25 protein-coding genes are annotated in these 23,072 nt (G+C 57.3%); 17 read left to right on the top strand and 8 right to left on the bottom strand.

What is annotated here, in order from left to right; translation table 11 throughout:
• The first annotated feature begins 23 nt into the window (after positions 1-23).
• Positions 24-362 (top strand): nitrogen regulatory protein P-II, encoded by a 339-nt coding sequence (gene glnB / locus OTG14_RS13065; protein ID WP_003860685.1) that lies wholly within the window; start codon positions 24-26, stop codon positions 360-362.
• 74 nt (positions 363-436) lie between these two features.
• Here the strand turns inward: glnB and hmpA are convergent, their stop codons facing one another.
• Complete coding sequence (hmpA, locus tag OTG14_RS13060) at positions 437-1,627, bottom strand: NO-inducible flavohemoprotein (protein ID WP_148768702.1); 1,191 nt, start codon at positions 1,625-1,627, stop codon at positions 437-439.
• Between the two features lie 304 nt (positions 1,628-1,931).
• Here hmpA and glyA point away from each other — a divergent pair, with 304 nt between their 5' ends.
• Entirely contained in the window at positions 1,932-3,185 is a 1,254-nt protein-coding gene (gene glyA, locus OTG14_RS13055; protein ID WP_008502165.1) for a serine hydroxymethyltransferase, read from the top strand.
• Between the two features lie 54 nt (positions 3,186-3,239).
• Here glyA and OTG14_RS13050 read toward each other — a convergent pair whose 3' ends face one another.
• On the bottom strand, positions 3,240-3,662 hold the full coding sequence (locus OTG14_RS13050) for a DoxX family protein (RefSeq protein WP_248165398.1): 423 nt from the start codon (positions 3,660-3,662) through the stop codon (positions 3,240-3,242).
• A gap of 149 nt (positions 3,663-3,811) precedes the next feature.
• Between OTG14_RS13050 and OTG14_RS13045 the strand changes: the two genes are divergently transcribed.
• Together OTG14_RS13045 and OTG14_RS13040 are read left to right on the top strand one after the other, a co-directional pair.
• Positions 3,812-4,303 carry a DUF2569 domain-containing protein gene (locus OTG14_RS13045; RefSeq protein WP_157189596.1) on the top strand — a complete coding sequence of 164 codons (492 nt, stop codon included), beginning with the start codon at positions 3,812-3,814 and terminating at the stop codon, positions 4,301-4,303.
• 116 nt (positions 4,304-4,419) lie between these two features.
• On the top strand, positions 4,420-5,565 hold the full coding sequence (locus tag OTG14_RS13040) for a 3-phenylpropionate MFS transporter (protein WP_024908635.1): 1,146 nt from the start codon (positions 4,420-4,422) through the stop codon (positions 5,563-5,565).
• Here the strand turns inward: OTG14_RS13040 and csiE are convergent.
• Positions 5,560-6,837, bottom strand: coding sequence for a stationary phase inducible protein CsiE (gene csiE, locus OTG14_RS13035; RefSeq protein ID WP_126534752.1), 1,278 nt, complete (start codon positions 6,835-6,837; stop codon positions 5,560-5,562). The genes OTG14_RS13040 and csiE overlap by 6 nt on opposite strands.
• 125 nt (positions 6,838-6,962) lie before the next feature.
• On the opposite strand from csiE, the gene OTG14_RS13030 reads away from it, so the two are divergent.
• Positions 6,963-7,601 carry a DUF1007 family protein gene (locus tag OTG14_RS13030; RefSeq protein WP_024908637.1) on the top strand — a complete coding sequence of 213 codons (639 nt, stop codon included), beginning with the start codon at positions 6,963-6,965 and terminating at the stop codon, positions 7,599-7,601.
• Positions 7,592-8,572, top strand: coding sequence for a nickel/cobalt transporter (locus tag OTG14_RS13025; RefSeq protein ID WP_267215170.1), 981 nt, complete (start codon positions 7,592-7,594; stop codon positions 8,570-8,572). The genes OTG14_RS13030 and OTG14_RS13025 overlap by 10 nt, the downstream gene beginning before the upstream one ends.
• 40 nt (positions 8,573-8,612) lie before the next feature.
• Here the strand turns inward: OTG14_RS13025 and suhB are convergent, their stop codons facing one another.
• Positions 8,613-9,416 carry an inositol-1-monophosphatase gene (suhB, locus tag OTG14_RS13020; RefSeq protein WP_024908639.1) on the bottom strand — a complete coding sequence of 268 codons (804 nt, stop codon included), beginning with the start codon at positions 9,414-9,416 and terminating at the stop codon, positions 8,613-8,615.
• 131 nt (positions 9,417-9,547) lie between these two features.
• Between suhB and trmJ the strand changes: the two genes are divergently transcribed.
• From trmJ to sseB, 11 genes are all read left to right on the top strand, one after another.
• Positions 9,548-10,273: a tRNA (cytosine(32)/uridine(32)-2'-O)-methyltransferase TrmJ gene (trmJ, locus tag OTG14_RS13015; protein WP_267215169.1), complete on the top strand. Its 726-nt coding sequence runs from the start codon at positions 9,548-9,550 to the stop codon at positions 10,271-10,273.
• Positions 10,274-10,491: 218 nt separating this feature from the next.
• A complete protein-coding gene (gene iscR / locus OTG14_RS13010) occupies positions 10,492-10,983 on the top strand; it encodes a Fe-S cluster assembly transcriptional regulator IscR (protein ID WP_024908641.1) in 492 nt (163 codons plus the stop codon).
• 119 nt (positions 10,984-11,102) lie between these two features.
• Positions 11,103-12,317: a cysteine desulfurase gene (gene iscS, locus OTG14_RS13005; protein WP_008502157.1), complete on the top strand. Its 1,215-nt coding sequence runs from the start codon at positions 11,103-11,105 to the stop codon at positions 12,315-12,317.
• 24 nt (positions 12,318-12,341) lie between these two features.
• The gene (gene iscU, locus OTG14_RS13000) at positions 12,342-12,728 is read left to right on the top strand and encodes a Fe-S cluster assembly scaffold IscU (protein ID WP_003860661.1); all 387 of its coding nucleotides are present in this window, start codon (positions 12,342-12,344) and stop codon (positions 12,726-12,728) included.
• 13 nt (positions 12,729-12,741) lie between these two features.
• On the top strand, positions 12,742-13,065 hold the full coding sequence (gene iscA, locus OTG14_RS12995; protein ID WP_003860659.1) for an iron-sulfur cluster assembly protein IscA: 324 nt from the start codon (positions 12,742-12,744) through the stop codon (positions 13,063-13,065).
• Between the two features lie 80 nt (positions 13,066-13,145).
• The gene (gene hscB / locus OTG14_RS12990) at positions 13,146-13,661 is read left to right on the top strand and encodes a co-chaperone HscB (RefSeq protein ID WP_024908642.1); all 516 of its coding nucleotides are present in this window, start codon (positions 13,146-13,148) and stop codon (positions 13,659-13,661) included.
• Positions 13,662-13,675: 14 nt separating this feature from the next.
• Positions 13,676-15,526 (top strand): Fe-S protein assembly chaperone HscA, encoded by a 1,851-nt coding sequence (hscA, locus tag OTG14_RS12985; RefSeq protein WP_024908643.1) that lies wholly within the window; start codon positions 13,676-13,678, stop codon positions 15,524-15,526.
• A 1-nt stretch (position 15,527) separates the two neighbouring features.
• On the top strand, positions 15,528-15,863 hold the full coding sequence (gene fdx, locus OTG14_RS12980; RefSeq protein ID WP_003860652.1) for an ISC system 2Fe-2S type ferredoxin: 336 nt from the start codon (positions 15,528-15,530) through the stop codon (positions 15,861-15,863).
• 1 nt (position 15,864) lies between these two features.
• Positions 15,865-16,065: a Fe-S cluster assembly protein IscX gene (iscX, locus tag OTG14_RS12975; RefSeq protein ID WP_003860650.1), complete on the top strand. Its 201-nt coding sequence runs from the start codon at positions 15,865-15,867 to the stop codon at positions 16,063-16,065.
• Positions 16,066-16,125: 60 nt separating this feature from the next.
• Positions 16,126-17,412 (top strand): aminopeptidase PepB, encoded by a 1,287-nt coding sequence (pepB, locus tag OTG14_RS12970; RefSeq protein WP_024908644.1) that lies wholly within the window; start codon positions 16,126-16,128, stop codon positions 17,410-17,412.
• A 141-nt stretch (positions 17,413-17,553) separates the two neighbouring features.
• Positions 17,554-18,330 (top strand): enhanced serine sensitivity protein SseB, encoded by a 777-nt coding sequence (gene sseB, locus OTG14_RS12965; RefSeq protein WP_032648693.1) that lies wholly within the window; start codon positions 17,554-17,556, stop codon positions 18,328-18,330.
• A 17-nt stretch (positions 18,331-18,347) separates the two neighbouring features.
• Here sseB and OTG14_RS12960 read toward each other — a convergent pair whose 3' ends face one another.
• From OTG14_RS12960 to OTG14_RS12945, 4 genes are all read right to left on the bottom strand, one after another.
• Positions 18,348-19,118 carry a MurR/RpiR family transcriptional regulator gene (locus tag OTG14_RS12960; RefSeq protein WP_267215168.1) on the bottom strand — a complete coding sequence of 257 codons (771 nt, stop codon included), beginning with the start codon at positions 19,116-19,118 and terminating at the stop codon, positions 18,348-18,350.
• Positions 19,118-19,963, bottom strand: a complete 846-nt coding sequence (gene sseA, locus OTG14_RS12955; protein ID WP_267215167.1) for a 3-mercaptopyruvate sulfurtransferase — start codon at positions 19,961-19,963, stop codon at positions 19,118-19,120. Before sseA ends, OTG14_RS12960 begins: the two co-directional genes overlap by 1 nt.
• 90 nt (positions 19,964-20,053) lie before the next feature.
• Positions 20,054-21,421 carry a 6-phospho-alpha-glucosidase gene (locus OTG14_RS12950; RefSeq protein WP_267215166.1) on the bottom strand — a complete coding sequence of 456 codons (1,368 nt, stop codon included), beginning with the start codon at positions 21,419-21,421 and terminating at the stop codon, positions 20,054-20,056.
• Positions 21,422-21,433: 12 nt separating this feature from the next.
• Positions 21,434-22,978, bottom strand: a complete 1,545-nt coding sequence (locus OTG14_RS12945) for a PTS transporter subunit EIIC (RefSeq protein WP_267215165.1) — start codon at positions 22,976-22,978, stop codon at positions 21,434-21,436.
• Positions 22,979-23,072 lie beyond the last annotated feature (94 nt).

Raw genomic sequence — 23,072 nt, 5'->3', positions numbered from 1 at the left:
AGGCAAGAGTTTAAGGACCCACCATGAAAAAGATTGATGCGATTATTAAACCTTTCAAACTGGATGATGTGCGTGAAGCGCTGGCGGAAGTTGGCATCACCGGGATGACCGTGACGGAAGTGAAAGGTTTTGGTCGTCAGAAGGGCCACACCGAGCTTTACCGTGGCGCAGAGTACATGGTCGACTTTCTGCCGAAAGTAAAAATTGAAATCGTGGTCAGCGACGATATCGTCGATACCTGCGTGGATACCATCATCCGCACCGCGCAGACGGGCAAAATTGGCGACGGTAAAATCTTCGTCTTTGACGTGGCGCGCGTGATCCGTATCCGTACCGGCGAAGAAGACGACGCGGCGATTTAAACATTTTCCTGGCCGGGTAAGGCGCAGCCGCCACCCGGCGAAAAAAAAGCCCCTCGACCGAGGGGCTTTTTGCATTACAGCACCTTATGCGGGCCGAAGCACTCGTAATGAATGCTGTCTTTGTTCACGCCCAGCCCCACCAGCTGCTGCGCGGCATACTGCATAAACGCCACCGGCCCACAGACGTAGAACTGCATGTCCGGCGCGCTAAACGCCCCTTCCATCTGGCTTAAATTCATCAGACCTTCGCTGTCAAAGCGTGCAGCTGCGCGGTCTGCCTCCGTCGGCAGGCGATACCAGGTGTGCGCGGTAAAGCGCGGCAGGGAGGCCCCGAGCGTTTTCACCTCATCCGCAAAGGCGTGCACGTCGCCGTTTTCCGCAGCGTGGAACCAGTTTACCTGCGCACCGTGGTGTGATTTTGCCAGCGTATCGAGCATCGCCAGCATTGGCGTTTGGCCGACGCCCGCAGAGATCAGCGTAACCGGGGTGTTTGCTTCAACGGCCATAAAGAAGTCGCCCGCCGGCGCGGCCAGATGGACCACGTCGCCCACGTTCGCTTCGTTGTGCAGCCAGCTGGAAACCTGACCGCCGTCCTCACGCTTCACCGCAATGCGGTAGCCTTGGCCGTTTGGCTTGCGGGTAAGAGAATACTGACGGATCTCCTGATGCGGGAAGCCTTCTGGCTTCAGCCACACGCCCAGATACTGCCCTGGCTGGTAATCGGCCACCGGCTGTCCGTCCACCGGCTCAAACTCAAAGCTGGTAATCAATGCGCTGCGCGGGGTTTTCTCGACGATGCGGAACGCCCGCGTGCCTTCCCAGCCACCGTTCTTGCTGGCGTTTTCACTGTAGATCTGTGCTTCACGGTTGATAAACACGTTTGCCAGCACGCCGTAGGCTTTACCCCACGCGTCCAGCACCTCCTGGCCCGGGCTGAACATCTCGTCCAGCGTGGCCAGCAGGTGGCCGCCCACAATGTTGTACTGCTCGGGTTGGATCTGGAAGCTGGTGTGCTTCTGCGCGATTTTTTCCACCGCGGGCAGCAGTGCAGCCAGGTTTTCAATATTGCTGGCGTAGGCCGCGATGGCGTTGAACAGCGCTTCACGCTGATCGCCGTTACGCTGGTTGCTCATGTTGAAAATCTCTTTGAGCTCCGGGTTGTGCGTGAACATGCGATCGTAGAAATGAGCGGTGAGTTTAGGGCCGGTTTGCACCAGCAGGGGAATGGTGGCTTTTACGGTAGCGATGGTTTGAGCGTCGAGCATGAGCGCGTCCTTTTGATGTCACTTTAATGATGTATTTTAAATGCATCTTATAAAAAATACCCCTGCGTTGTAAATGGCTCTTTGCAAGATGAAAAATATGCATCACAAACCTGAAAAGAAATCCGCTGGAAAGGGCGAGAGCTTTATTCCTCAAACCCTTGCGTGGCGGGTAGGAAAACGTTTGCGTAAAATCGTTTGTCAAGACCTGTTATCACAGAACTAATCAGTTATACTGTTGCCCGTCGTCCAACAGGACTGCCTTTTCAGGCCAAAATTTACTTGTTAGCTGAGTCAGGAGATGCGGATGTTAAAGCGTGAAATGAACATTGCCGATTATGATGCCGAACTGTGGCAGGCTATGGAGCAGGAAAAAGTACGTCAGGAAGAGCACATCGAACTGATCGCCTCCGAAAACTACACCAGCCCGCGCGTCATGCAGGCGCAGGGTTCTCAGCTGACCAACAAATATGCTGAAGGTTACCCTGGCAAACGCTATTACGGCGGTTGCGAGTACGTTGATATCGTTGAGCAACTGGCTATCGACCGTGCGAAAGAACTCTTTGGCGCTGACTACGCGAACGTGCAGCCGCACTCTGGCTCTCAGGCTAACTTCGCGGTTTACACCGCGCTGCTGCAGCCGGGCGATACCGTTCTGGGTATGAACCTGGCGCAGGGCGGCCACCTGACTCACGGCTCCCCGGTTAACTTCTCCGGCAAACTGTACAACATCATCCCTTACGGTATCGATGAGTCCGGTAAAATTGACTACGAAGACATGGCGAAGCAGGCTAAAGAGCACAAGCCGAAGATGATCATCGGTGGCTTCTCCGCTTACTCCGGTATCGTTGACTGGGCAAAAATGCGTGAAATCGCAGACAGCATCGGTGCTTACCTGTTCGTTGATATGGCGCACGTTGCGGGTCTGATCGCCGCAGGCGTTTACCCGAACCCGGTTCCACACGCTCACGTTGTGACCACCACCACCCACAAAACCCTGGCGGGTCCACGCGGTGGCCTGATCCTGGCGAAAGGCGGTGACGAAGAGCTGTACAAAAAACTGAACTCCGCGGTGTTCCCAAGCGCGCAGGGCGGCCCACTGATGCACGTTATCGCGGCAAAAGCGGTCGCGCTGAAAGAAGCGATGGAGCCTGAGTTCAAGGTTTATCAGCAGCAGGTTGCTAAGAACGCCAAAGCGATGGTGGAAGTGTTCCTGAACCGTGGCTACAAAGTGGTATCCGGCGGTACTGAAAACCACCTGTTCCTGCTGGATCTGGTTGATAAGAACCTGACCGGTAAAGAAGCTGACGCTGCCCTGGGCCGCGCCAACATCACCGTGAACAAAAACAGCGTGCCAAACGATCCGAAGAGCCCGTTCGTGACCTCCGGTATCCGTATCGGTTCTCCGGCCGTGACTCGCCGCGGCTTCAAAGAAGCAGAAGTGAAAGAGCTGGCTGGCTGGATGTGTGACGTTCTGGACAACATCAATGACGAAGCGGTTATCGAGCGCGTCAAAGGCAAAGTTCTGGATATCTGCGCACGCTTCCCGGTATACGCATAATTCCTCTGCTTTGCAGAAATAAAAAAGGCCGCGCTTGCGGCCTTTTTTTATGGCTTAACGCCGGTCAAGGGAAATCGCGCCGGGACCAACAATCGCCAGCAAAATAAAGGCGCCAGCAATACTGATATTCTTGTAGAAGTTAATCATATTCGGTACGACCGCATCACCGGTCATATCCCAGTAGTGATGCCCAATCACCGCCGTTCCGAGGGTGTAGAACACAAACAGTACCGCGAGAGGACGGGTGAAAAAGCCCAGTACGATCAGGATAGCGGCAGGCACTTCCATCACCACCGCAATAATGGCCGCCAGCATGGGCATCGGCGTCCCCAGCGAGGTCATGTATTGTACGGTGCCGCTAAATCCCGTCAGTTTTGGATAACCAAAGATAATAAACAACACGACAAGCGCGATGCGGCCAATCAGCAGCAGCAGGTGACGTGACTGACCGAAATCGAAATAACGTAGAGTGTTCATAGCTGGCTCATTTTTTAGGGGACCCAATCTAAAATTAATACACAAATCCATAGTCTTCCATTCAGCTTTTCTTCATAAATCAGGCATTGGCGTGATGTTAAATTATGACTTCGTGTAAAATTGTCTCTTTTCTTTGGCAAGGGAAATTTATGCAGTGCATATCATGTCAGCAAGAAGAGGCAAATAAAGAGTCCGGGCTGTGCAATCAGTGTGAGCGCGCAGATGAAAAGAAAATTAACGGTCTGCTTTATCTCCCAGCGGCGGGCCTGGTGATTAACCTCATCATGACGCCCATTGGAGCATGGAATTACTTTGCTGCGGTGTTCCACTTTTTCCAGTCAGGGGGAATTAACCTGTTTGGAGCGGTGGGTATCGCGGTGGTGATAATTGATTTGGTTCTGACCGTGACCGCAGGCTGGTATTTCTTTAAAAGAAAGTCGGGTATCCGTAAGATCATCATCCCCTACTACTTAATGGGCGTTGTCTATGTGCTCTATTTGGTGGGCATACCTGCCTGGGTATTCGACGCTAGGCTGGATATGGCTGATATTCGCAATGTGCTTTCCCCCATTGTTGGCGCATCGATCTGGATCCCCTACTTCCTGGTTTCCAAACGCATTAATCAGGTCTTTGTTCGCTAGCCGTTTCGCAGGGCCGCTATGGCCCTGCTAAATATGTGTGTTATTCACTTGTTAATAGTTGCTTGCGCAGGCTTTGATTTAACGCCAGACTATGGCCTCGATTTCGGGAGGGATTCATGGTCTTGCATTCCACGCGCTGGCTGGCGCTCAGTTATTTCACCTATTTCTTTAGCTACGGTATTTTTCTGCCCTTCTGGAGCGTCTGGCTCAAGGGTATCGGCCTGACGCCCGAGACCATCGGCGTCCTGCTGGGGGCCGGGCTGGTGGCGCGTTTCCTCGGCAGCCTGCTGATTGCCCCGCGCGTCAGCGATCCCTCCTTACTGATCAAGGCCGTGCGCATTCTTGCTCTGCTGACCCTGGTCTTTGTGGCCTGCTTCTGGGTCAGCCACCAGTTTGCCTGGCTGATGGTGGTGATGGTCGGCTTTAACCTGTTCTTCTCACCGCTGGTGCCGCTGACGGATGCCCTGGCGAACACCTGGCAAAAGCAGATCACCATGGACTACGGTCGCGTGCGTCTGTGGGGCTCTATCGCCTTTGTGATTGGCTCGGCGCTGGTGGGCAAACTGGTCAGCCTTTACGATTACCGCGCCATTCTTGCCCTGCTGAGCATCGGCATTGCCTCGATGCTGCTGGGTATGCTGCTGCGACCATCGGTGATGCCGCAAGGGGAAAGTCGCCATCAGGAGAGCGCCGGCTGGCCCGCATGGCGGAGCCTGGTCGCGCAGAGCTGGCGTTTTCTGGCGTGCGTGTGCCTCCTTCAGGGGGCACATGCGGCGTACTATGGTTTCAGCGCTATCTACTGGCAGGGGGCAGGGTATTCCGCTTCCGCCGTGGGCTATCTATGGTCGCTGGGCGTGGTGGCCGAAGTCATTATCTTTGCCCTGAGCAAAAAACTGTTCCGTCGCTTTGGCGCGCGTGACCTGCTGCTGCTTTCCGCCGTGTGTGGGGTGGCGCGCTGGGGGATTATGGGCTGGACGACCGATCTGCCGTGGCTGATTGTGGCGCAAATTCTTCACTGCGGCACCTTTACCGTGTGCCATCTGGCGGCGATGCGCTATATCGCAGCGCGCGAGGGCGGGGACGTGATTCGTCTGCAGGCCGTCTATTCGGCAGTGGCGATGGGGGGCAGTATCGCGATCATGACGGTGTTTGCGGGGTTCCTCTATCAGCATCTGGGGCACGGCGTCTTCTGGGTGATGGCGCTGGTCGCCTTGCCCGCCATCGTTGTTCGCCCTAAAGTGGCTCCCCGCGCGTCGCTATGATTCCAGCATGGCGCGAATATGTTCTTGCTGCTGCGCGTTCAATGTCTCAACGGCATGAATCAACGGCGGCGAGAACAGCGGCAGGGCCGTAGGGTAGGGGGTGATAACCAGCGCGGCTTCGCGCGGCGCCCCCTCTTTCTGAAAAGCCTGCAGCGTCAGGTAGCGAATGTTGAGCGGCAGCAGCGTCAGCTCGCGAAGCTGCTGTTCGATCTGCTCCTCGCTGGCTTTATCGTCTCCCGTCAGCAGGATCACCTGTTTTTCATGCAGGTCAGTCTCCTGCATCAGCCAGGCACCAAAAATCACCGCCACGAGGCTCATCTCTTCATCGGAAAAACGCAGGCCAAATTCCGCCTCCAGCTCAAACAGCGCCTCTTTCGTGGTGCGTAACAGTCGGGGATAAAGGCGGTGGATCTCCTCCGGCAGGCTATTGTCGATGCCGATCTCAAACAGCGAACGGTCCAGCGCCTGAGCCAGATGGATATACAGCTGATCGGTCAGCCCTTGTTCATCGCTGAAGTTCATCCCGGTCTGGGAACGAAAGCGGGCCACCATGCGCACGATGGCCCGGCGTAGACGCTGATCCTGCTGGTGCTTATCAAGCACCGGATCGGGGGTGCGGAGCATCATAAACAGCAGCGCCAGAAACAGCTGTTCATCCCCGTGGGCACCCTGCGGGACGCGCCGTCTCCAGTGGCGCACGATCTCCTGCGCCGTAAAATACTCCCCTCTCGACTGGGTCCAGCTGCGCTGAACGTGGGAAAACTGCGGCGTATTCCCGAGCTGGTGCTGAATAAGGCAGTATTGCAGATAAAGCTGTAAAAACTGGACGTCGCGGCATTCAAACTGGCGCTGGAGCTTGCGTGAGCAGAAGCCGATCAGTGCCCGCAGGTTCGCATCGTCGTAAAGCGGCCGCGCGATGCCGTGTTGTTTAAGCGCGGTTTTTAATGCGGGGGTAAACTGGTGCGAGACGAACTGCGGGCAAAGCCGCAGCGCCCGGCGCAGCCAGTGCAGCAGGCATAAACGCTGATTCAGGGCTGTGCCTTCAATCCGGTAGCAGCCGTCGTGGTGCGTAACGATATCCAGCCGGTGATAGCGCTGGATTTCATCGCGCGTCTCGGCTATATCTTGCCGTGCCATCGCGTCGTCCACGCCGTTGGCAGCGATTATGCTCTGTGCGGTGACGGCAGCATCGGGCAGGTAAAGCATCAAAAGCACCTGGCAGCGGCGCTGCGAACTGGAAAGCACAGATGGAATTTCAAGCGTCGTCATCATCTGTCGGGTATCCAGTGTGAATGTTTGATAAGAATAGCTAAAGGATGAGCGCTGAAAAGCGCGCCGGCAGGCCTTTCACTCAGGATTGCTGGGGAACATCACAGAATTTTTGACGTGAGGAATTGATGCAAACAGTTAAACAATGTGCGATGGCGTTATTTTTGGCGGTTATCAGCTTAACCGCCAGCGCACACCCTCACAGCTTTATCGACCTCAAAACCGAGCTGGTCACCGACGGCACGCAATTGAGCGGCCTGAAAATGCGCTGGACGATGGATGAAATCACCTCGGCCGATCTGCTCTACGATGCGGGAAATGCGAAGCCCGGCGATGAAATCTGGAAAAAGCTGGCGGCGGAAGTAATGGCCAACGTACTCGGCCAGCACTACTTCACTGAATTCTGGCACAACGGGCAAAAGGTCAAATTTCTGAACCGACCCACGGAATACGGGATGACGCGTGAAGGGCACCAGGCGGTGCTGACGTTCGTGCTTCCGCTGGCGCATCCGCAGCCGCTGGCGGGGCAAACGTACCGCTTTTCCACCTTTGACCCTACCTACTATGTTGACATGCGCTATGACAAAGACAGCGACGTACGGCTGCCGGACGCGCTGCAAAAAAGCTGCAAAATTGGCGTGCACACCCCCAAACCCAGCGAAGAGACGCTGAACTTTGCGGTCTCGCTTGATAAAGAAGATGCACCGCCCGAGGATATGGAATTGGGTAAACAGTTTGCGCAGGAGGTGACGTTACAATGTCAGTGATCTCCTCTCCGGTTCGGAAACCGCGCCGCTGGCTGCACCTCTGGCCGCTGGCGCTCTTTTTACTGTTAGCAACTGGCGGTGCGCTGTGGCTGTGGCAGGCCTGGCCGCAGGTCATGATGAAAAGCATTATCTGGCAGCGTGAGGTTAACCAGCAGATGAGCGGTCTGCTGAAGGCGGTGGCGGAGAACCCGACCAAAGCGGGTGGTTCCCTGCTGGCGTTCAGTTTTGTCTATGGCGTTCTGCACGCCCTGGGGCCGGGGCACGGCAAAATCGTCATCACGACCTGGCTCGCCACCCATCCGTCAAAGCTGAAATCGAGTATCGGCCTGACGCTGGCCTCCTCGCTGCTTCAGGGCGGCGTGGCGATTGCGCTCGTGGTGGTCGTGCTTTCGCTGTTACAGCTTCCCGCGCGCCAGCTGCACTTGAGCAGCTTCTGGCTGGAGAAGGGCAGCTACGCGCTGGTGGGCCTGCTGGGGCTGATCCTCTGCTGGCGGGCGCTCAAAAAGCTGCGCGTGCTGCTGCAAAAGCCGAAATTCAAAACCTTTACGCCGCACCACGTTCATGATGAAAACTGCGGCTGCGGGCATCAGCATTTGCCCACGCAGGAACAATTACAGAACGGCGACGACTGGCGCGCGCGGCTGGTGATTGTTCTCTCTATGGGCATGCGCCCGTGTTCGGGTGCCATCATGGTGCTGCTGTTCAGTAAGGTGATAGGCGTGTTCGGCTGGGGCATGCTGTCCGCGCTGGCGATGGCGGCAGGAACCTCTCTCACCATTTCGTCTTTAGCGCTGCTGGTACACAGCTTCCGTCAGCTGGCGGTCAAACTCAGCGGCAATAAAACACCGGTGCTGTGGCGGCAGGTTGGCTGGACAACGCTCGCGCTGGCGGGCGGGGTGATTCTGCTGGTAGCGGCGGTAACGATGTGGATGAGTGCGGTGCCGGTGGGAAGGGGATTGCGGCCTTTTTAGTTTCAATTCCCTCTCCCACAGGGAGAGGGAATTACCGGGATTAACGCTTCAGCGCATCGCTCAGTTCATCACGCATGTTTGCCAGCATGGCTTTAACAACGCGTGGGTTACCCGCAACGATGTTGCCGGTAGACAGATAGTTATGGCCGCCGGTGAAGTCGCAAACAATGGCGCCTGCTTCACGCGCGATCAGCTCGCCCGCTGCAAAATCCCATGGCTTCAGTGAGAGTTCGAAGTAACCGTCAACGCGGCCGGTGGCAACATAGGCCAGATCCAGCGCAGCAGAACCGGTGCGACGGAAGTCCGCGCATTCGGTGAACAGTTTGCCCAGGATATTCATATAGGTGGTCGCGTGCTGTTTTGCCTTGAACGGGAAACCGGTCGCCAGGATGGTGCCGTCCAGATCGCGTGCGTTGCTGCAGCGCAGACGGTAGCCGTTCAGCTGTGCGCCCTGACCGCGGGTCGCGGTGAACAGTTCGTTACGCATTGGATCGTACACAACGGCGACTTCAGTACGGCCTTTAATGCGTACTGCGATAGACACAGAGAAGTGTGGCAGGCGTTTGACGAAGTTGGTGGTGCCATCCAGTGGATCGATAACCCATTGAACATCCTGATCGGTACCTTCATGTTCACCGCTTTCTTCGGTGATGATGGTGTGCTGTGGGTAAGATTTGCGGATCGTTTCGATAATAATCGCTTCTGCGGCTTTATCGACGTTCGTCACGAAATCATTGCTGCCTTTCTGGCTGGTTTCTACGGAGTCTGGCGTTTCGTAGTGTTTGGCAATTACATTACCCGCCTTGCGCGCTGCGCGCACGGCGATGGTCAGCATCGGATGCATCGGTCTCTCTCACTGGATGTTAAAGAACAGGAAAATCGGCGCAGAGTATAGCAGCGGGATCGGATTATGTCTCCCGTTTATGATAATATGCCCGAATATTCTTCAGACGCTGAATTCAGACATTAAAAATTATGCTGCAAAACATTCGAATCGTGCTGGTCGAAACATCGCACACCGGCAACATGGGCTCCGTTGCCCGCGCTATGAAAACCATGGGCTTAACGAACCTGTGGCTGGTTAACCCGCTGGTGAAACCCGACTCGCAGGCTATCGCGCTGGCGGCCGGGGCCAGCGACGTGATCGGTAATGCCCAGATCGTCGATACCCTTGACGAAGCGCTGGCCGGCTGCAGCCTCGTTGTGGGTACCAGCGCGCGTTCGCGCACGCTGCCGTGGCCAATGCTCGATCCGCGTGAATGCGGCCTGAAAAGTGTCGCGGAGGCAGAACAGGCGCCGGTTGCGCTGGTGTTTGGCCGCGAGCGCGTTGGCCTGACCAACGACGAGCTGCAGAAGTGCCATTATCACGTCGCGATTGCGGCAAACCCGGAGTACAGCTCGCTGAACCTGGCGATGGCGGTGCAGGTTATCGCTTATGAAGTCCGTATGGCGTGGCTGGCAACGCAGGAAAAAGAGGTCGAGCCGAAAGAAGAGACGGCTTACCCGCTGGTGGACGACCTTGAGCGTTTCTACGGTCACCTGGAGCAGACGCTGCTCTCAACCGGCTTTATCCGTGAAGGCCACCCGGGCCAGGTAATGAACAAGTTGCGCCGTATGTTTACCCGCGCGCGTCCGGAAAGCCAGGAGCTGAACATCCTGCGCGGAATTCTGGCGTCGATTGAGCAGAAGAATAAAGAGTAGTGCCGGTTTGTTTTCTCTCTCCCTGTGGGAGAGGGGCGGGGTGAGGGCATCAGGCCGCACCTGTATTATGAAGGCACAGAAGGTTAAATACCTGACTAAAACAGTCAAGTAAATAGTTGACCATTTTAGTCAGGAATGTCAGACTTGGCCCTGCTATGCAATACCCCATTTTACTATAAAAAACCCCGGGCAGGGGCGAGTTTGAGGTTAAGTAAGACATGAGACTGACATCTAAAGGGCGTTATGCCGTGACCGCGATGCTGGACGTTGCGCTCAACTCCGAAGCGGGCCCGGTTCCGTTGGCTGATATTTCTGAACGACAAGGGATCTCCCTCTCTTATCTGGAACAGCTGTTCTCCAGACTGCGTAAAAATGGACTGGTTTCCAGCGTTCGTGGCCCAGGCGGCGGTTATCTGCTGGGTAAAGACGCGGGCAGTATTGCAGTTGGTGAAGTGATTAGCGCAGTTGACGAATCCGTTGACGCGACCCGTTGCCAGGGTAAAGGCGGCTGCCAGGGCGGCGATAAGTGCCTGACCCACGCGCTGTGGCGCGATCTGAGCGACCGTCTCACCGGCTTCCTGAACAACATCACCCTGGGTGAACTGGTCAATAACCAGGAAGTTCTGGATGTTTCGGGCCGTCAGCACAGTCAGGATTCCCAACGCAGCACCCGCGCGCAGGACGCTATCGACGTCAAACTGCGCGCGTAATAAAACGATAAGTATTTCAGAATCAGGCCGGGGCGAAGACTCGCCCCGTGTACTCGGTCGTACATCCAGCCGGTTGCCTGATTCCTTGCATTGAAGCGATGTACGGAGTTTAAAGAGCAATGAAATTACCGATTTATCTCGATTACTCCGCAACCACGCCGGTGGACCCGCGTGTTGCCGAGAAAATGATGCAGTGTCTGACCCTGGACGGAAACTTTGGTAACCCAGCTTCCCGTTCACACCGTTTTGGCTGGCATGCTGAAGAGGCGGTTGATATCGCCCGTAATCAGATTGCTGACCTGGTGGGTGCCGACCCGCGTGAGATTGTTTTCACCTCCGGTGCGACCGAATCCGACAACCTGGCGATCAAAGGTGCAGCCAACTTTTATCAGAAAAAAGGCAAGCACATCATCACCAGCAAAACCGAACATAAAGCCGTGCTGGACACCTGCCGTCAGCTGGAGCGTGAAGGGTATGAAGTCACCTACCTGGCGCCACAGAGCAACGGCATCATCGACCTGAAAGAGCTCGAAGCGGCCATGCGTGATGACACCATTCTGGTCTCCATCATGCACGTCAACAACGAAATCGGCGTGGTGCAGGACATCGCGACCATCGGCGAAATGTGCCGCGCGCGCGGTATCATCTACCACGTGGACGCGACCCAGAGCGTGGGCAAACTGCCTATCGACCTGAGCCAACTGAAAGTGGACCTGATGTCCTTCTCCGGCCACAAAATCTATGGCCCGAAAGGGATCGGCGCGCTGTACGTTCGTCGTAAACCACGTATCCGCATCGAAGCACAGATGCACGGTGGCGGTCACGAGCGTGGCATGCGTTCCGGTACGCTGCCTGTTCACCAGATCGTGGGCATGGGCGAAGCTTACCGCATTGCAAAAGAAGAGATGGAAACCGAGATGGCACGCCTGCGCACGCTGCGTAACCGTCTGTGGGACGGCGTGAAAGATATGGAAGAAGTGTATCTGAACGGCGATCTCGAGCAGGGCGCACCAAACATCCTCAACGTCAGCTTCAACTATGTTGAAGGCGAGTCGCTGATCATGGCGCTGAAAGACCTGGCCGTTTCTTCCGGTTCTGCCTGTACTTCTGCAAGCCTTGAGCCATCCTACGTGCTGCGCGCGCTGGGTATGACTGACGAGCTGGCACACAGCTCTATCCGTTTCTCTTTAGGTCGTTTCACTACCGAAGAAGAGATTGACTACACCATCAAGCTGGTTCGCAACTCCATTGGCCGTCTGCGCGACCTTTCTCCACTGTGGGAAATGTTCAAGCAGGGCGTGGATCTGAACAGCATTGAATGGTCACATCACTAATCGGTACATAAGGAGAATTCAATCATGGCATACAGCGAAAAAGTCATCGATCATTACGAAAACCCACGCAACGTTGGCTCTTTTGACAACAGCGACGAATCTGTTGGTAGCGGCATGGTCGGTGCGCCAGCGTGTGGCGACGTGATGAAGTTGCAGATTAAAGTCAACAATGAAGGTATCATTGAAGACGCGCGCTTCAAGACCTACGGCTGCGGTTCTGCAATTGCGTCCAGCTCCCTGGTCACCGAATGGGTGAAGGGCAAGTCTCTGGACGAAGCACAGGCAATCAAGAACACGGATATTGCTGAAGAACTCGAACTGCCACCGGTGAAAATTCACTGCTCAATTCTGGCAGAAGACGCGATCAAAGCCGCCATTGCGGATTACAAAAGCAAACGTGAAGCAAAATAATTGAGGTTTGAGTATGTCGATTACCCTTAGCGACAGCGCTGCCGCGCGAGTAAGCTCTTTTCTGGCGAACCGTGGTAAAGGCTTTGGCCTGCGACTGGGCGTACGTACCTCCGGCTGTTCTGGTATGGCTTACGTACTGGAGTTTGTTGATGAACCGGCGTCTGACGACACCGTGTTTGAAGACAAGGGCGTGAAGGTGGTGGTCGATGGCAAAAGCCTGCAATTCCTCAACGGCACTCAGCTGGACTTCGTTAAAGAAGGCCTGAACGAAGGGTTTAAATTCACGAACCCGAACGTCAAAGACGAGTGTGGTTGCGGCGAAAGCTTCCACGTTTAACCGCGCGTCATCCGAAACCCCACCGTGGCGTTACCCGCTACGCGTGGGGTTTGTTTTAACAGGCTACCCCTGAGATTGTTATGGATTACTTCACTCTCTTCGGACTACCCGCTCAATACCCGATTGATCTCCAGGCGCTGACGATCCGCTTTCAGGATCTGCAGCGTCAGTACCATCCGGACAAATTCGCGAGCGGTACTCAGGCAGAGCAGCTGGCTGCGGTATCGCACTCTGCGACCATCAACCAGGCCTGGCAGACGCTGCGTCATCCGCTGGCGCGCGCTGAATATCTGCTCTCGCTCCACGGTTTTGATCTGGCGAGCGAACAGCACACCGTGCGCGACACGGCGTTTCTGATGGAGCAGTTGGAGCTTCGCGAAGAGCTCGATGAGATTGAACAGGCCAAAGACGAAGCGCGTCTGGAAAGCTTTATTACGCGCGTGAAGGGCATGTTCGATACCCGCCATCAGCAGATGGTGGAGCAACTGAACAACGAGACCTGGGACGTGGCGGCAGATACTGTGCGCAAACTCCGTTTTCTCGATAAACTGCGAAGCAGTGCTGAACAACTCGAAGAAAAGCTGCTCGATTTTTAATTTCGGAAGCAATTATGGCCTTATTACAAATTAGTGAGCCTGGCTTAAGTGCCGCACCGCACCAGCGTCGTCTGGCGGTGGGTATCGATCTGGGCACCACCAATTCCCTCGTGGCGACCGTGCGTAGCGGCCAGGCGGAAACGCTGGCTGACGAGCAGGGCCGCCATCTGCTGCCTTCCGTGGTCCACTACCAGCAGCAGGGTCACGCGGTCGGCTATGACGCCCGCGCCAACGCCGCGCGCGATCCGGCCAACACCATCAGCTCCGTCAAGCGCATGATGGGCCGCTCGCTGGCCGATATTCAGACCCGCTACCCGCATCTGCCGTATCAGCTGCAGGCCAGTGAAAACGGCCTGCCGATGATCGCGACCGCGGCCGGTCTGCTGAACCCGATTCGTGTTTCTGCTGACATCCTCAAAGCGCTGGCTGAGCGCGCTACGGCAACGCTCGGTGGCGATCTGGACGGCGTGGTGATCACCGTTCCTGCCTACTTTGACGATGCACAGCGTCAGGGCACCAAAGACGCCGCGCGTCTGGCGGGCCTGCACGTGCTGCGTCTGCTGAACGAACCGACGGCGGCGGCGATTGCCTACGGCCTCGACTCCGGTCAGGAAGGGGTCATTGCGGTTTACGATCTCGGCGGCGGTACCTTTGATATTTCAATCCTGCGCCTGAGCCGTGGGGTATTTGAAGTGCTGGCGACCGGCGGGGATTCCGCGCTGGGTGGCGATGACTTCGACCATCTGCTGGCGGACTACATTCGCGAGCAGGCGGGCATCAGCGATCGCAGCGATGCGCGCGTACAGCGCGAGCTGCTGGATGCGGCTATTGACGCCAAAATCGCCCTGAGCGATGCGCAGACGGTTACCGTAAACGTTGCGGGCTGGCAGGGTGACATCACCCGCGACCAGTTCAGCGATCTGATCGCCCCGCTGGTGAAACGCACCCTGCTGGCCTGCCGTCGCGCATTGAAAGATGCGGGCGTTGAGGCGAACGAGGTGCTGGAAGTGGTCATGGTGGGCGGTTCGACCCGCGTGCCGCTGGTGCGCGAGCGCGTGGGCGAATTCTTTGGCCGCACGCCGCTGACTTCCATCGACCCGGACAAAGTGGTTGCCGTGGGCGCCGCAATCCAGGCCGATATTCTGGTCGGCAACAAGCCGGACAGCGAAATGCTGCTGCTGGACGTCATCCCGCTGTCGCTGGGGTTAGAAACCATGGGCGGCCTGGTGGAGAAAGTGATCCCGCGTAACACCACCATTCCGGTGGCGCGCGCGCAGGAGTTCACCACCTTCAAAGACGGCCAGACCGCGATGTCCATCCACGTAATGCAGGGCGAACGCGAGCTGGTGCAGGACTGCCGCTCTCTGGCGCGCTTTGCGCTGCGCGGTATCCCGGCGCTGCCTGCAGGCGGGGCGCATATTCGCGTCACCTTCCAGGTGGATGCGGACGGCCTGCTGAGCGTCACGGCGATGGAAAAATCCACCGGCGTGGAATCGTCCATCCAGGTGAAGCCGTCCTACGGCCTGACCGATGGCGAAATCGCCTCTATGATTCAGGACTCAATGAGCTACGCCGAGCAGGATGTGAAGGCGCGTATGCTGGCGGAGCAGAAAGTTGAAGCCGCCCGCGTGCTGGAAAGCCTGACCGGCGCGCTCGCTGCCGACGCCGCGCTGCTCAGCGCCGCTGAGCGTCAGGTGATTGACGAAGCCGCCGCGCGCTTAAGCGTGGTCGCTGAAGGCAATGACGCTGACGCAATAGAAGAAGCCATTAAAAACGTTGATAAACAAACCCAGGACTTTGCTGCTCGCCGCATGGACAAATCTGTCCGCGTCGCGCTGAAAGGCCAGTCCGTGGACGAGGTTTAATATGCCAAAGATTGTAATTTTGCCTCATGCGGACCTCTGTCCGGATGGCGCTGTTCTGGAAGCGAAGACCGGTGAAACCATTCTCGATGTTGCCCTGCGTGCAGGTATCGAAGTGGAACACGCCTGTGAAAAATCCTGTGCCTGCACCACCTGCCACTGCATCGTGCGTGAAGGTTTTGACTCTCTCGCCGAGAGCACCGAAGACGAAGACGACATGCTGGATAAAGCATGGGGTCTGGAGCCAGACAGCCGCCTGAGCTGCCAGGCTGCGGTGACCGATGAAGATCTGGTCGTGGAGTTCCCACGCTACACCATCAACCACGCACGCGAGCATTGATATGGGACTGAAGTGGACAGACAGCCGTGAAATCGGCGAAGCGCTCTACGACGCGAACCCGGATCTCGATCCGAAGACCGTACGATTCACCGACATGCATCAGTGGATCTGCGATCTGGAAGATTTCGATGACGATCCAAACGCATCCAATGAAAAAATTCTGGAGGCGATTCTGTTAGTCTGGTTAGATGAAGCAGAATAAATAACAAAACGGGCTGCCTTCAGGCGGCCCGTTTGCTAGTTGCTAATAAGGAAAAATAAAATGACCGAAGCGATGAAGATTACGCTCTCTACGCAGCCCGCCGACGCGCGCTGGGGCGAGAAAGCCAGCTACAGCATCAACAACGACGGTATTACCCTGCACCTGACGGGCAACGATGATTTGGGCCTGATCCAGCGCGCCGCGCGTAAAATTGACGGTCTGGGCATTAAGCATGTCTCGCTGGAAGGCGAAGGCTGGGACACCGACCGCAGCTGGGCATTCTGGGCAGGCTACAAAGGCCCGAAAGGCACCCGCAAAATTGAGTGGGCGAACCTCGACGAAGCCGGTCAGAAAGAGCTGGAAAGCCGTCTGCAAATCATCGACTGGGTACGCGACACCATTAACGCTCCGGCGGAAGAGTTAGGCCCTGAGCAGCTGGCGCAGCGCGCCGTTGACCTGCTGTGCGGCGTGGCGGGCGACAAGATGTCCTACCGCATCACCAAGGGTGAAGACCTGCGCGAGCAGAATTACATGGGTATCCACACCGTGGGCCGTGGTTCTGAGCGTCCACCGGTGCTGCTGGCGCTGGACTACAACCCAACCGGTGATAAAGACGCCCCTGTCTTTGCCTGCCTGGTAGGTAAAGGCATCACTTTCGACACCGGCGGCTACAGCCTGAAGCAGAGCGCGTTCATGGACTCCATGAAGTCCGACATGGGCGGCGCGGCCACCATCACCGGTGCGCTGGCGTTTGCCATCACCCGCGGTCTGAAAAAGCGCGTGAAGCTGTACCTGTGCTGCGCGGACAACATGGTCAGCGGTAACGCCTTCAAGCTGGGCGACATCATTCGCTACCGTAACGGCAAAAACGTTGAGGTGATGAACACTGACGCCGAAGGCCGTCTGGTGCTGGCCGATGGCCTGATCGACGCGTCTGCCCAGAAGCCAGAACTGATTATCGATATGGCGACCTTGACCGGCGCGGCGAAAACCGCGCTGGGTAACGACTACCATGCACTGTTCAGCTTCGACGACAAGCTGGCCGCTCGCCTGCTGGCCAGCGCCGCTGCAGAAAATGAACCGTTCTGGCGTCTGCCGCTGGCCGAGTTCCACCGCAGCCAGCTGCCGTCCAATTTTGCCGAGCTGAACAATACCGCCAGCGCGGCGTACCCGGCGGGCGCAAGCACCGCGGCAGGCTTCCTGTCTCACTTCGTCGAGAATTATCATGAAGGCTGGCTGCACATCGACTGCTCCGCAACGTACCGTAAAGCCGCGGTTGAGCAGTGGTCTGCGGGCGCAACCGGTCTGGGCGTGCGTACCGTAGCGAACCTGCTGACGGCTGAGTAATCTTTTTAGCCGGGTGGCGCTGCGCTTACGCGCGCCTTCGGAGTCATCATATTGCCCGGCGGCGCTGCGCTTGCACGGGCCTACGGTTTTGTAGGCCGGGTAAGCGAAGCGCCACCCGGCGTTTTTTGAAGTAGCCAAACTATGTCAGATACCAAAAACGAATTAGAAACCCTGCTGGAGCAGGCTGCGACCGAGCCCGCCCACCGTCCGGCTTTTTTCCGCACGCTGCTGGAATCCACCGTCTGGGTGCCGGGCACCGCGGCGGAAGGTGAGCAGGTTGTCGAAGACAGCGCGCTGGATCTGCTGCACTGGGAGAAAGATGACGGCACGTCGGTGATCCCGTTCTTTACTTCGCTGGAAGCCCTGCAGGAAGCGGTAGAAGACGAACAGGCGTTCGTGGTAATGCCGGTGCGTACCCTGTTTGAAATGACGCTGGGCCAGACGCTGTTCCTCAACGCTAAATTGCCGACCGGGAAAGAGTTCACGCCGCGTGAAATCAGCCACCTGATTGGCGAAGAGGGCAACCCGCTCAGCACGCAGGAAGTGCTGGAAGGGGGCGAAACGCTGCTGCTGTCTGAGGTGGCCGAGCCGCCCGCGCAGATGATTGATTCCCTGACGACGCTGTTCAAAACGCTCAAGCCCGTCAGGCGCGCGTTTCTCTGCTCTATCAAAGAGCGCGCGGACGAAAAGCCGGTGCTGTTGATCGGTATTGAAGCCGATGGCGATTTCGACGAGATCGTTCAGGCGGCGGGCAGCGTGGCGACCGATACGCTACCGGGCGATGAGCCGATTGATATCTGTCAGGTGAAAAACGGTGAGAAAGGCATCAGCCACTTTATTACCGAGCACATCACCCCGTTCTACGAGCGTCGCTGGGGTGGCTTCCTGCGCGATCTCAAAACCAACCGCATCATCTGATTTCAGCGGGGTGAATGTCACCCCGTTGCTTCCAGCAGCAGTAAATCCATCAGCAGCACCAGATTCGACTCAAACGACGTCACCCCCGCGGCTTCGGCGGCGAAGTGTACCGCTTCATCATGGAGGGCAAAGTGCACGTCCGCCATCCCCGCCAGCGTGTTGGCCGAGGCGCGGGTAAACGCGACGATCGTCATGCCGACGTTTTTGGCAATCCGCGCTTTATCCAGCACCTGCTCTGTTTCGCCGCTGCGCGAGACGGCAATAAACACCTGATAGCGCGCGGCGTTGCTGAGGAAAATATTCCGGCTGTCCCCCGGCCCGGAGATAAACGCCGTTTTGCCCAGCACCTGCAGCTTCTTGGTCAGGTACTCCGCAAAGAGATAGGAAAACCCGGCGCCGTAGAGAAAGAAGCTCTCTTTCTGGCGCAGCAGGTCGGCAAACTGCTGTCGCTTCTCCTGCGTGACCCACTGAAAGGTGTGCTGATAGTTGGCGATAAACTGATTAAATAGCGCCGGGAACTCAGGACGCGATTGCCCCTGAACGGCAATATGCGGCGTGTCGGAGAGCAGCTGCTTGCAGTGCCAGATAAACTCGCTAAAGCCGCTGAACCCCAGCTTCTGGCACAGCCGCATAATGGTGGCGGTAGAAACGAACGTCGCCTGTGCCAGCTCGCGAACCGTAATATTGCCCACCAGCAGCGGATGCTCCGTGAGGTGGGCGAGGACGCGATACTCCGCGCGGGTCAGCGATGCCCCGCGCGTTAACAGCGTGGCCAGGCGGTTATCCATTATTTCGCGGGTTCGACAGGCAGATCGTCTCGCGCACCCCATTCGCTCCAGGCGCCGTCGTAGAGCGTGACGTCGTTCGCACCGAGCGTGGCGAGCGCCAGGATCACCACGCAGGCCGTGACGCCGGAGCCGCAGCTGGCAATAATCGGACGATGTAAATCCACGCCAGCACGGTCAAAAATGGCGCGCAGCTCGTCGGTGGTTTTCAGTTCGCCCTCAAACACCAGGTCGCCCCACGGCACGTTCAGCGCGCCCGGAATATGTCCGCGCTTCAGCCCCGGACGCGGTTCATCCGCTTGGGCATTGAAGCGTGGAGCAGGACGGGCATCGACGATTTGCGCCGTTTTTTCATGGCTCACGACCAGCACGTCGGTCAGGCGTTTTACCACGTGGGTGTCAAAGGTCGCGTCGAATTCACCTTCCGGCAGCGTCACGTCGCCCTGCTGAAGCGGCAGCTCGTCGCGCTTCCAGCCCGCCAGCCCGCCGGCAAGAATCGAGACTTTTTCCACGCCGAAGTTTTTCAGCATCCACCACGCGCGCGGCGCGGAGAAGAGGTTACCTTCATCATAAACAACGAGGTGTTTGTCTTTGCTGATGCCCAGCTCGCGCATCGCCACGGAAAACGCTTCCGGGCGCGGCAGCATGTGCGGCAGGGGAGTGGTGTGATCGGAGAGGGCTTCGATATCAAAAAATACCGCGCCAGGCAGATGCCCGGCACGGTATTCACCGGGCACGTCACGATGCTCTTGTCCCGGAGGGGCCATACGCGCGTCGATAATCTGAACTTCCGGATCGTCGCCGTGCTCAATCAGCCAGTCGGCAGCGACAAAATATGAGGTGGACATGAGTTGCCTCCATTCTTTTCCGTAAAAAAGGATTGTCGGTGTTTTTTCTGACACCGACAAGCAAACCACGTTCAACTCGCGAGCAAGCCCCTATTTTTTCACCGTTTCGCCGTCCTGCCAGGCTTTTTGCAGCGCAGGCCAATAGTCGCGGTTGGCCTCGATCATCTCATCCAGAATGGCTTTCGCATGTTCCATGGTCGGCACGGTGCGGTTGAGGGTGAATGCCTGCAGGGCTTTCTCATAGCTGCCTTCTATGGTCGCCTCCACCAGCAGCTGTTCAGAGGCGAGCTGCTGTTGCAAAAGGGTCTGATGGAACAGCGGCACCTGACCGATGCGGATCGGTTCCGGGCCCTCGGAGGTGATATAAGCGGGCACTTCTACCACGGCATCGTAAGGCAGGTTGGTAATCGCGCCGCGGTTTTCCACCATCACCAGATGGCGGCTTCGCAGGTTAAAGGCCAGCGAGCGGGCGACATCGACGATAAACTCGCCGTGCACGCCCACGTGGAAGGCATCCGGCAGGATCCCGGTGCGCTTATACTCTTCGGCGGCGGCGAACAGCTTTTTCTCGCGCCCGTCCATCACTTCATTGGCGCGGGTATAGTCCGGGTTCTGGTGCGCCACAATCTGGTTCGGCATCAGGTAATACTGCAGATACGGGTTCGGCAGATACTCCGGGAAGTTGTCCATAATCGGCTTAATGTTGCGCCAGGTCTTCACCCAGGAGGGATCGGAATGCTGCGGGTCGGTTTTGGCCGCATCTTCCGTCAGCAGGCCAAACTTCGCGATATGCTTACGCAGCTCGGGCAGCTTGTCTTCGCCGTCCACCAGCACGCGGGTAAACCAGCCGAAGTGGTTCAGGCCGAAGTAGTCGACTTCGAGCTTGTGGCGATCGACACCCAGAATCGCCCCCATATTGCGCATCGCGGCTACCGGCATATCGCAGATGTTCAGCACCCGCGCGTTCGGGCGCAGGCGGCGTACGCCCTCCGCGACGATCGCCGCCGGGTTGGAGTAGTTCACGATCCAGGCCTTCTCGTGCGCATAGCGATCCACCAGATCGATAAGCTCCACCATCGGCAGGATCGTGCGCAGTCCGTACGCCAGACCCCCGGGTCCGCACGTTTCCTGGCCGACCACGCCGTGACGCAGCGGGATCTTCTCATCCTGCTCGCGCATTTTATACTGGCCGACGCGCATCTGGGCGAAGACGAAATGCGCGCCGCTGAAGGCCACTTCCGGGTCGCTGGTGACGGTAAATTTGATGCGCTGACTGTGGTCGCGAATGACCTTCTCGACGACGGGCGCAATGGTGTTCTGACGCGCCTCGTCGATATCGTACAGGCGAATTTCGGCCAGCGGGAAATCCTGGAGGCGCACCATCAGGCTTTTCACAATGCCCGGCGTGTAGGTGCTGCCGCCGCCGGCAATCGACAGAATGAATGGGGGTGTAAACATCTTTAGCTCCTTTCAGAGAAACGTCTCAACGGCTTCTCGCATTTTTTTGACATGCAGCCCATAGACCACCTGAACGTTGTTACCTTGTTTGATAATCCCTTTCGCGCCGGTCGTCTTCAGACGCGGCTCGTCGATAATGGCGACGTCCTTTACCGTGATGCGTAAGCGGGTGTAGCAGTTGTCCACCACTTCAATATTTTCCCGGCCGCCCAGCCCCACCACGATGGACTCGCCCAGACCGTCGTTATTGCCCTTCGCCTGGTACTCCTGCTTGCTGTAGAGGCGCGTCTCCTGGTCCTCATCTTCACGGCCCGGCGTTTTCATGTTGAAGCGCAGGATCAGGAAGCGGAACACCACGAAGTAGAGGGCGAACATGATCAGCCCGACTAGGATGTACATCGGCCAGTTGGACTTCTCCGTGCCGAGCGGCAGGTTGTAGAGGATGAAGTCGATAATCCCGTTGGCGCCGATGGCGTGAACGCCCAGCAGGGAGAACAGCATCATGCCGATGCCGGTCAGCACCGCGTGCACCACGAACAGCAGCGGGGCGACGAACAGGAAGGAGAATTCAATCGGCTCGGTGACGCCGACCAGCAGCGAGGTCAGCGCCGCCGGGATCAGAATCGCTTTGGCCGCCGCTTTACGCTCTGGCCTGGCAGTCATATACATCGCCAGCGCCGCGGCGGGCAGGCCAAACATCTTGCTGATGCCGCGGGCGTCCCACACCACGGTGCTGCTGAGCTGCTTCACCTGCGGGCAGGCCATTTCGGCAAAATAGATATTGCGCGCGCCCTGATACACCGTGCCGCAGACCTCCTGCGTGCCCCCGAGTTCGGTATAGAGGAACGGGGTATAGACCAGATGGTGCAGGCCAGTGGGGACCAGAATGCGTTCCAGGAAGCCGTAGATGGCCACGCCAAACGGTCCGGAACCTTTGATGGCCAGCGCCAGGGCGCTAATACCTTGCTGGGCAAACGGCCACAGTTCGCTCATCACTACGCCGAGCAGCATGGAGACCGGAAGCATCACAATGGCGACAAAACAGTGGCCGGAGTAAATCGCCATCGCGCCGTTAAACTGTACGCCGGAGTATTTGTTGTACAGATAGCCGGAGAGCGCACCGGTCAGGATCCCGGCAAAAACGCCCATCTCCAGCACCTGCACGCCCAGCACCATGGTTTGTCCGGCCGCTTTCATCTGAGCAGCTGGCGCCAGCGCGCCCTGCAGCTGCAGCGTGACGTTCATGGCGTTGATGAATACGACAAAGGTCACCAGACCAATCAGCGCGGCATAGCCTTTATCACGCGTCGCCAGACCAATCGGGATCCCTACCGCAAACACCAGCGCCAGGTTCACCAGCACCGACACGGCAGATTTCGCGATAAGCTGACCAATATGCTGAATCAGGGGATGGCCAAGAAACGGCAGATACTCCGCGAGATTACCGTTACCCAGCACGTTACCAAAGGCAATGAACAGACCGACGATCGGTAAGATAAGTACCGGTCCGTACAATGATTTTCCGAAATTTTGTAGGGCGTTCACGGCTCGTTTCATGGCTTTCTCTCTTATTGAACCGCGCACTCGGGGTGCGTCATGGTCATAAAACTAGCAGTCTTCAGGCGCACTTATCCAGCTATCTTATTGTTTT

Origin of the sequence: Enterobacter pseudoroggenkampii (assembly GCF_026420145.1) — a bacterium.
GTDB lineage: Bacteria > Pseudomonadota > Gammaproteobacteria > Enterobacterales > Enterobacteriaceae > Enterobacter > Enterobacter pseudoroggenkampii.
This window is presented reverse-complemented; position numbering and strand designations above follow the sequence as displayed.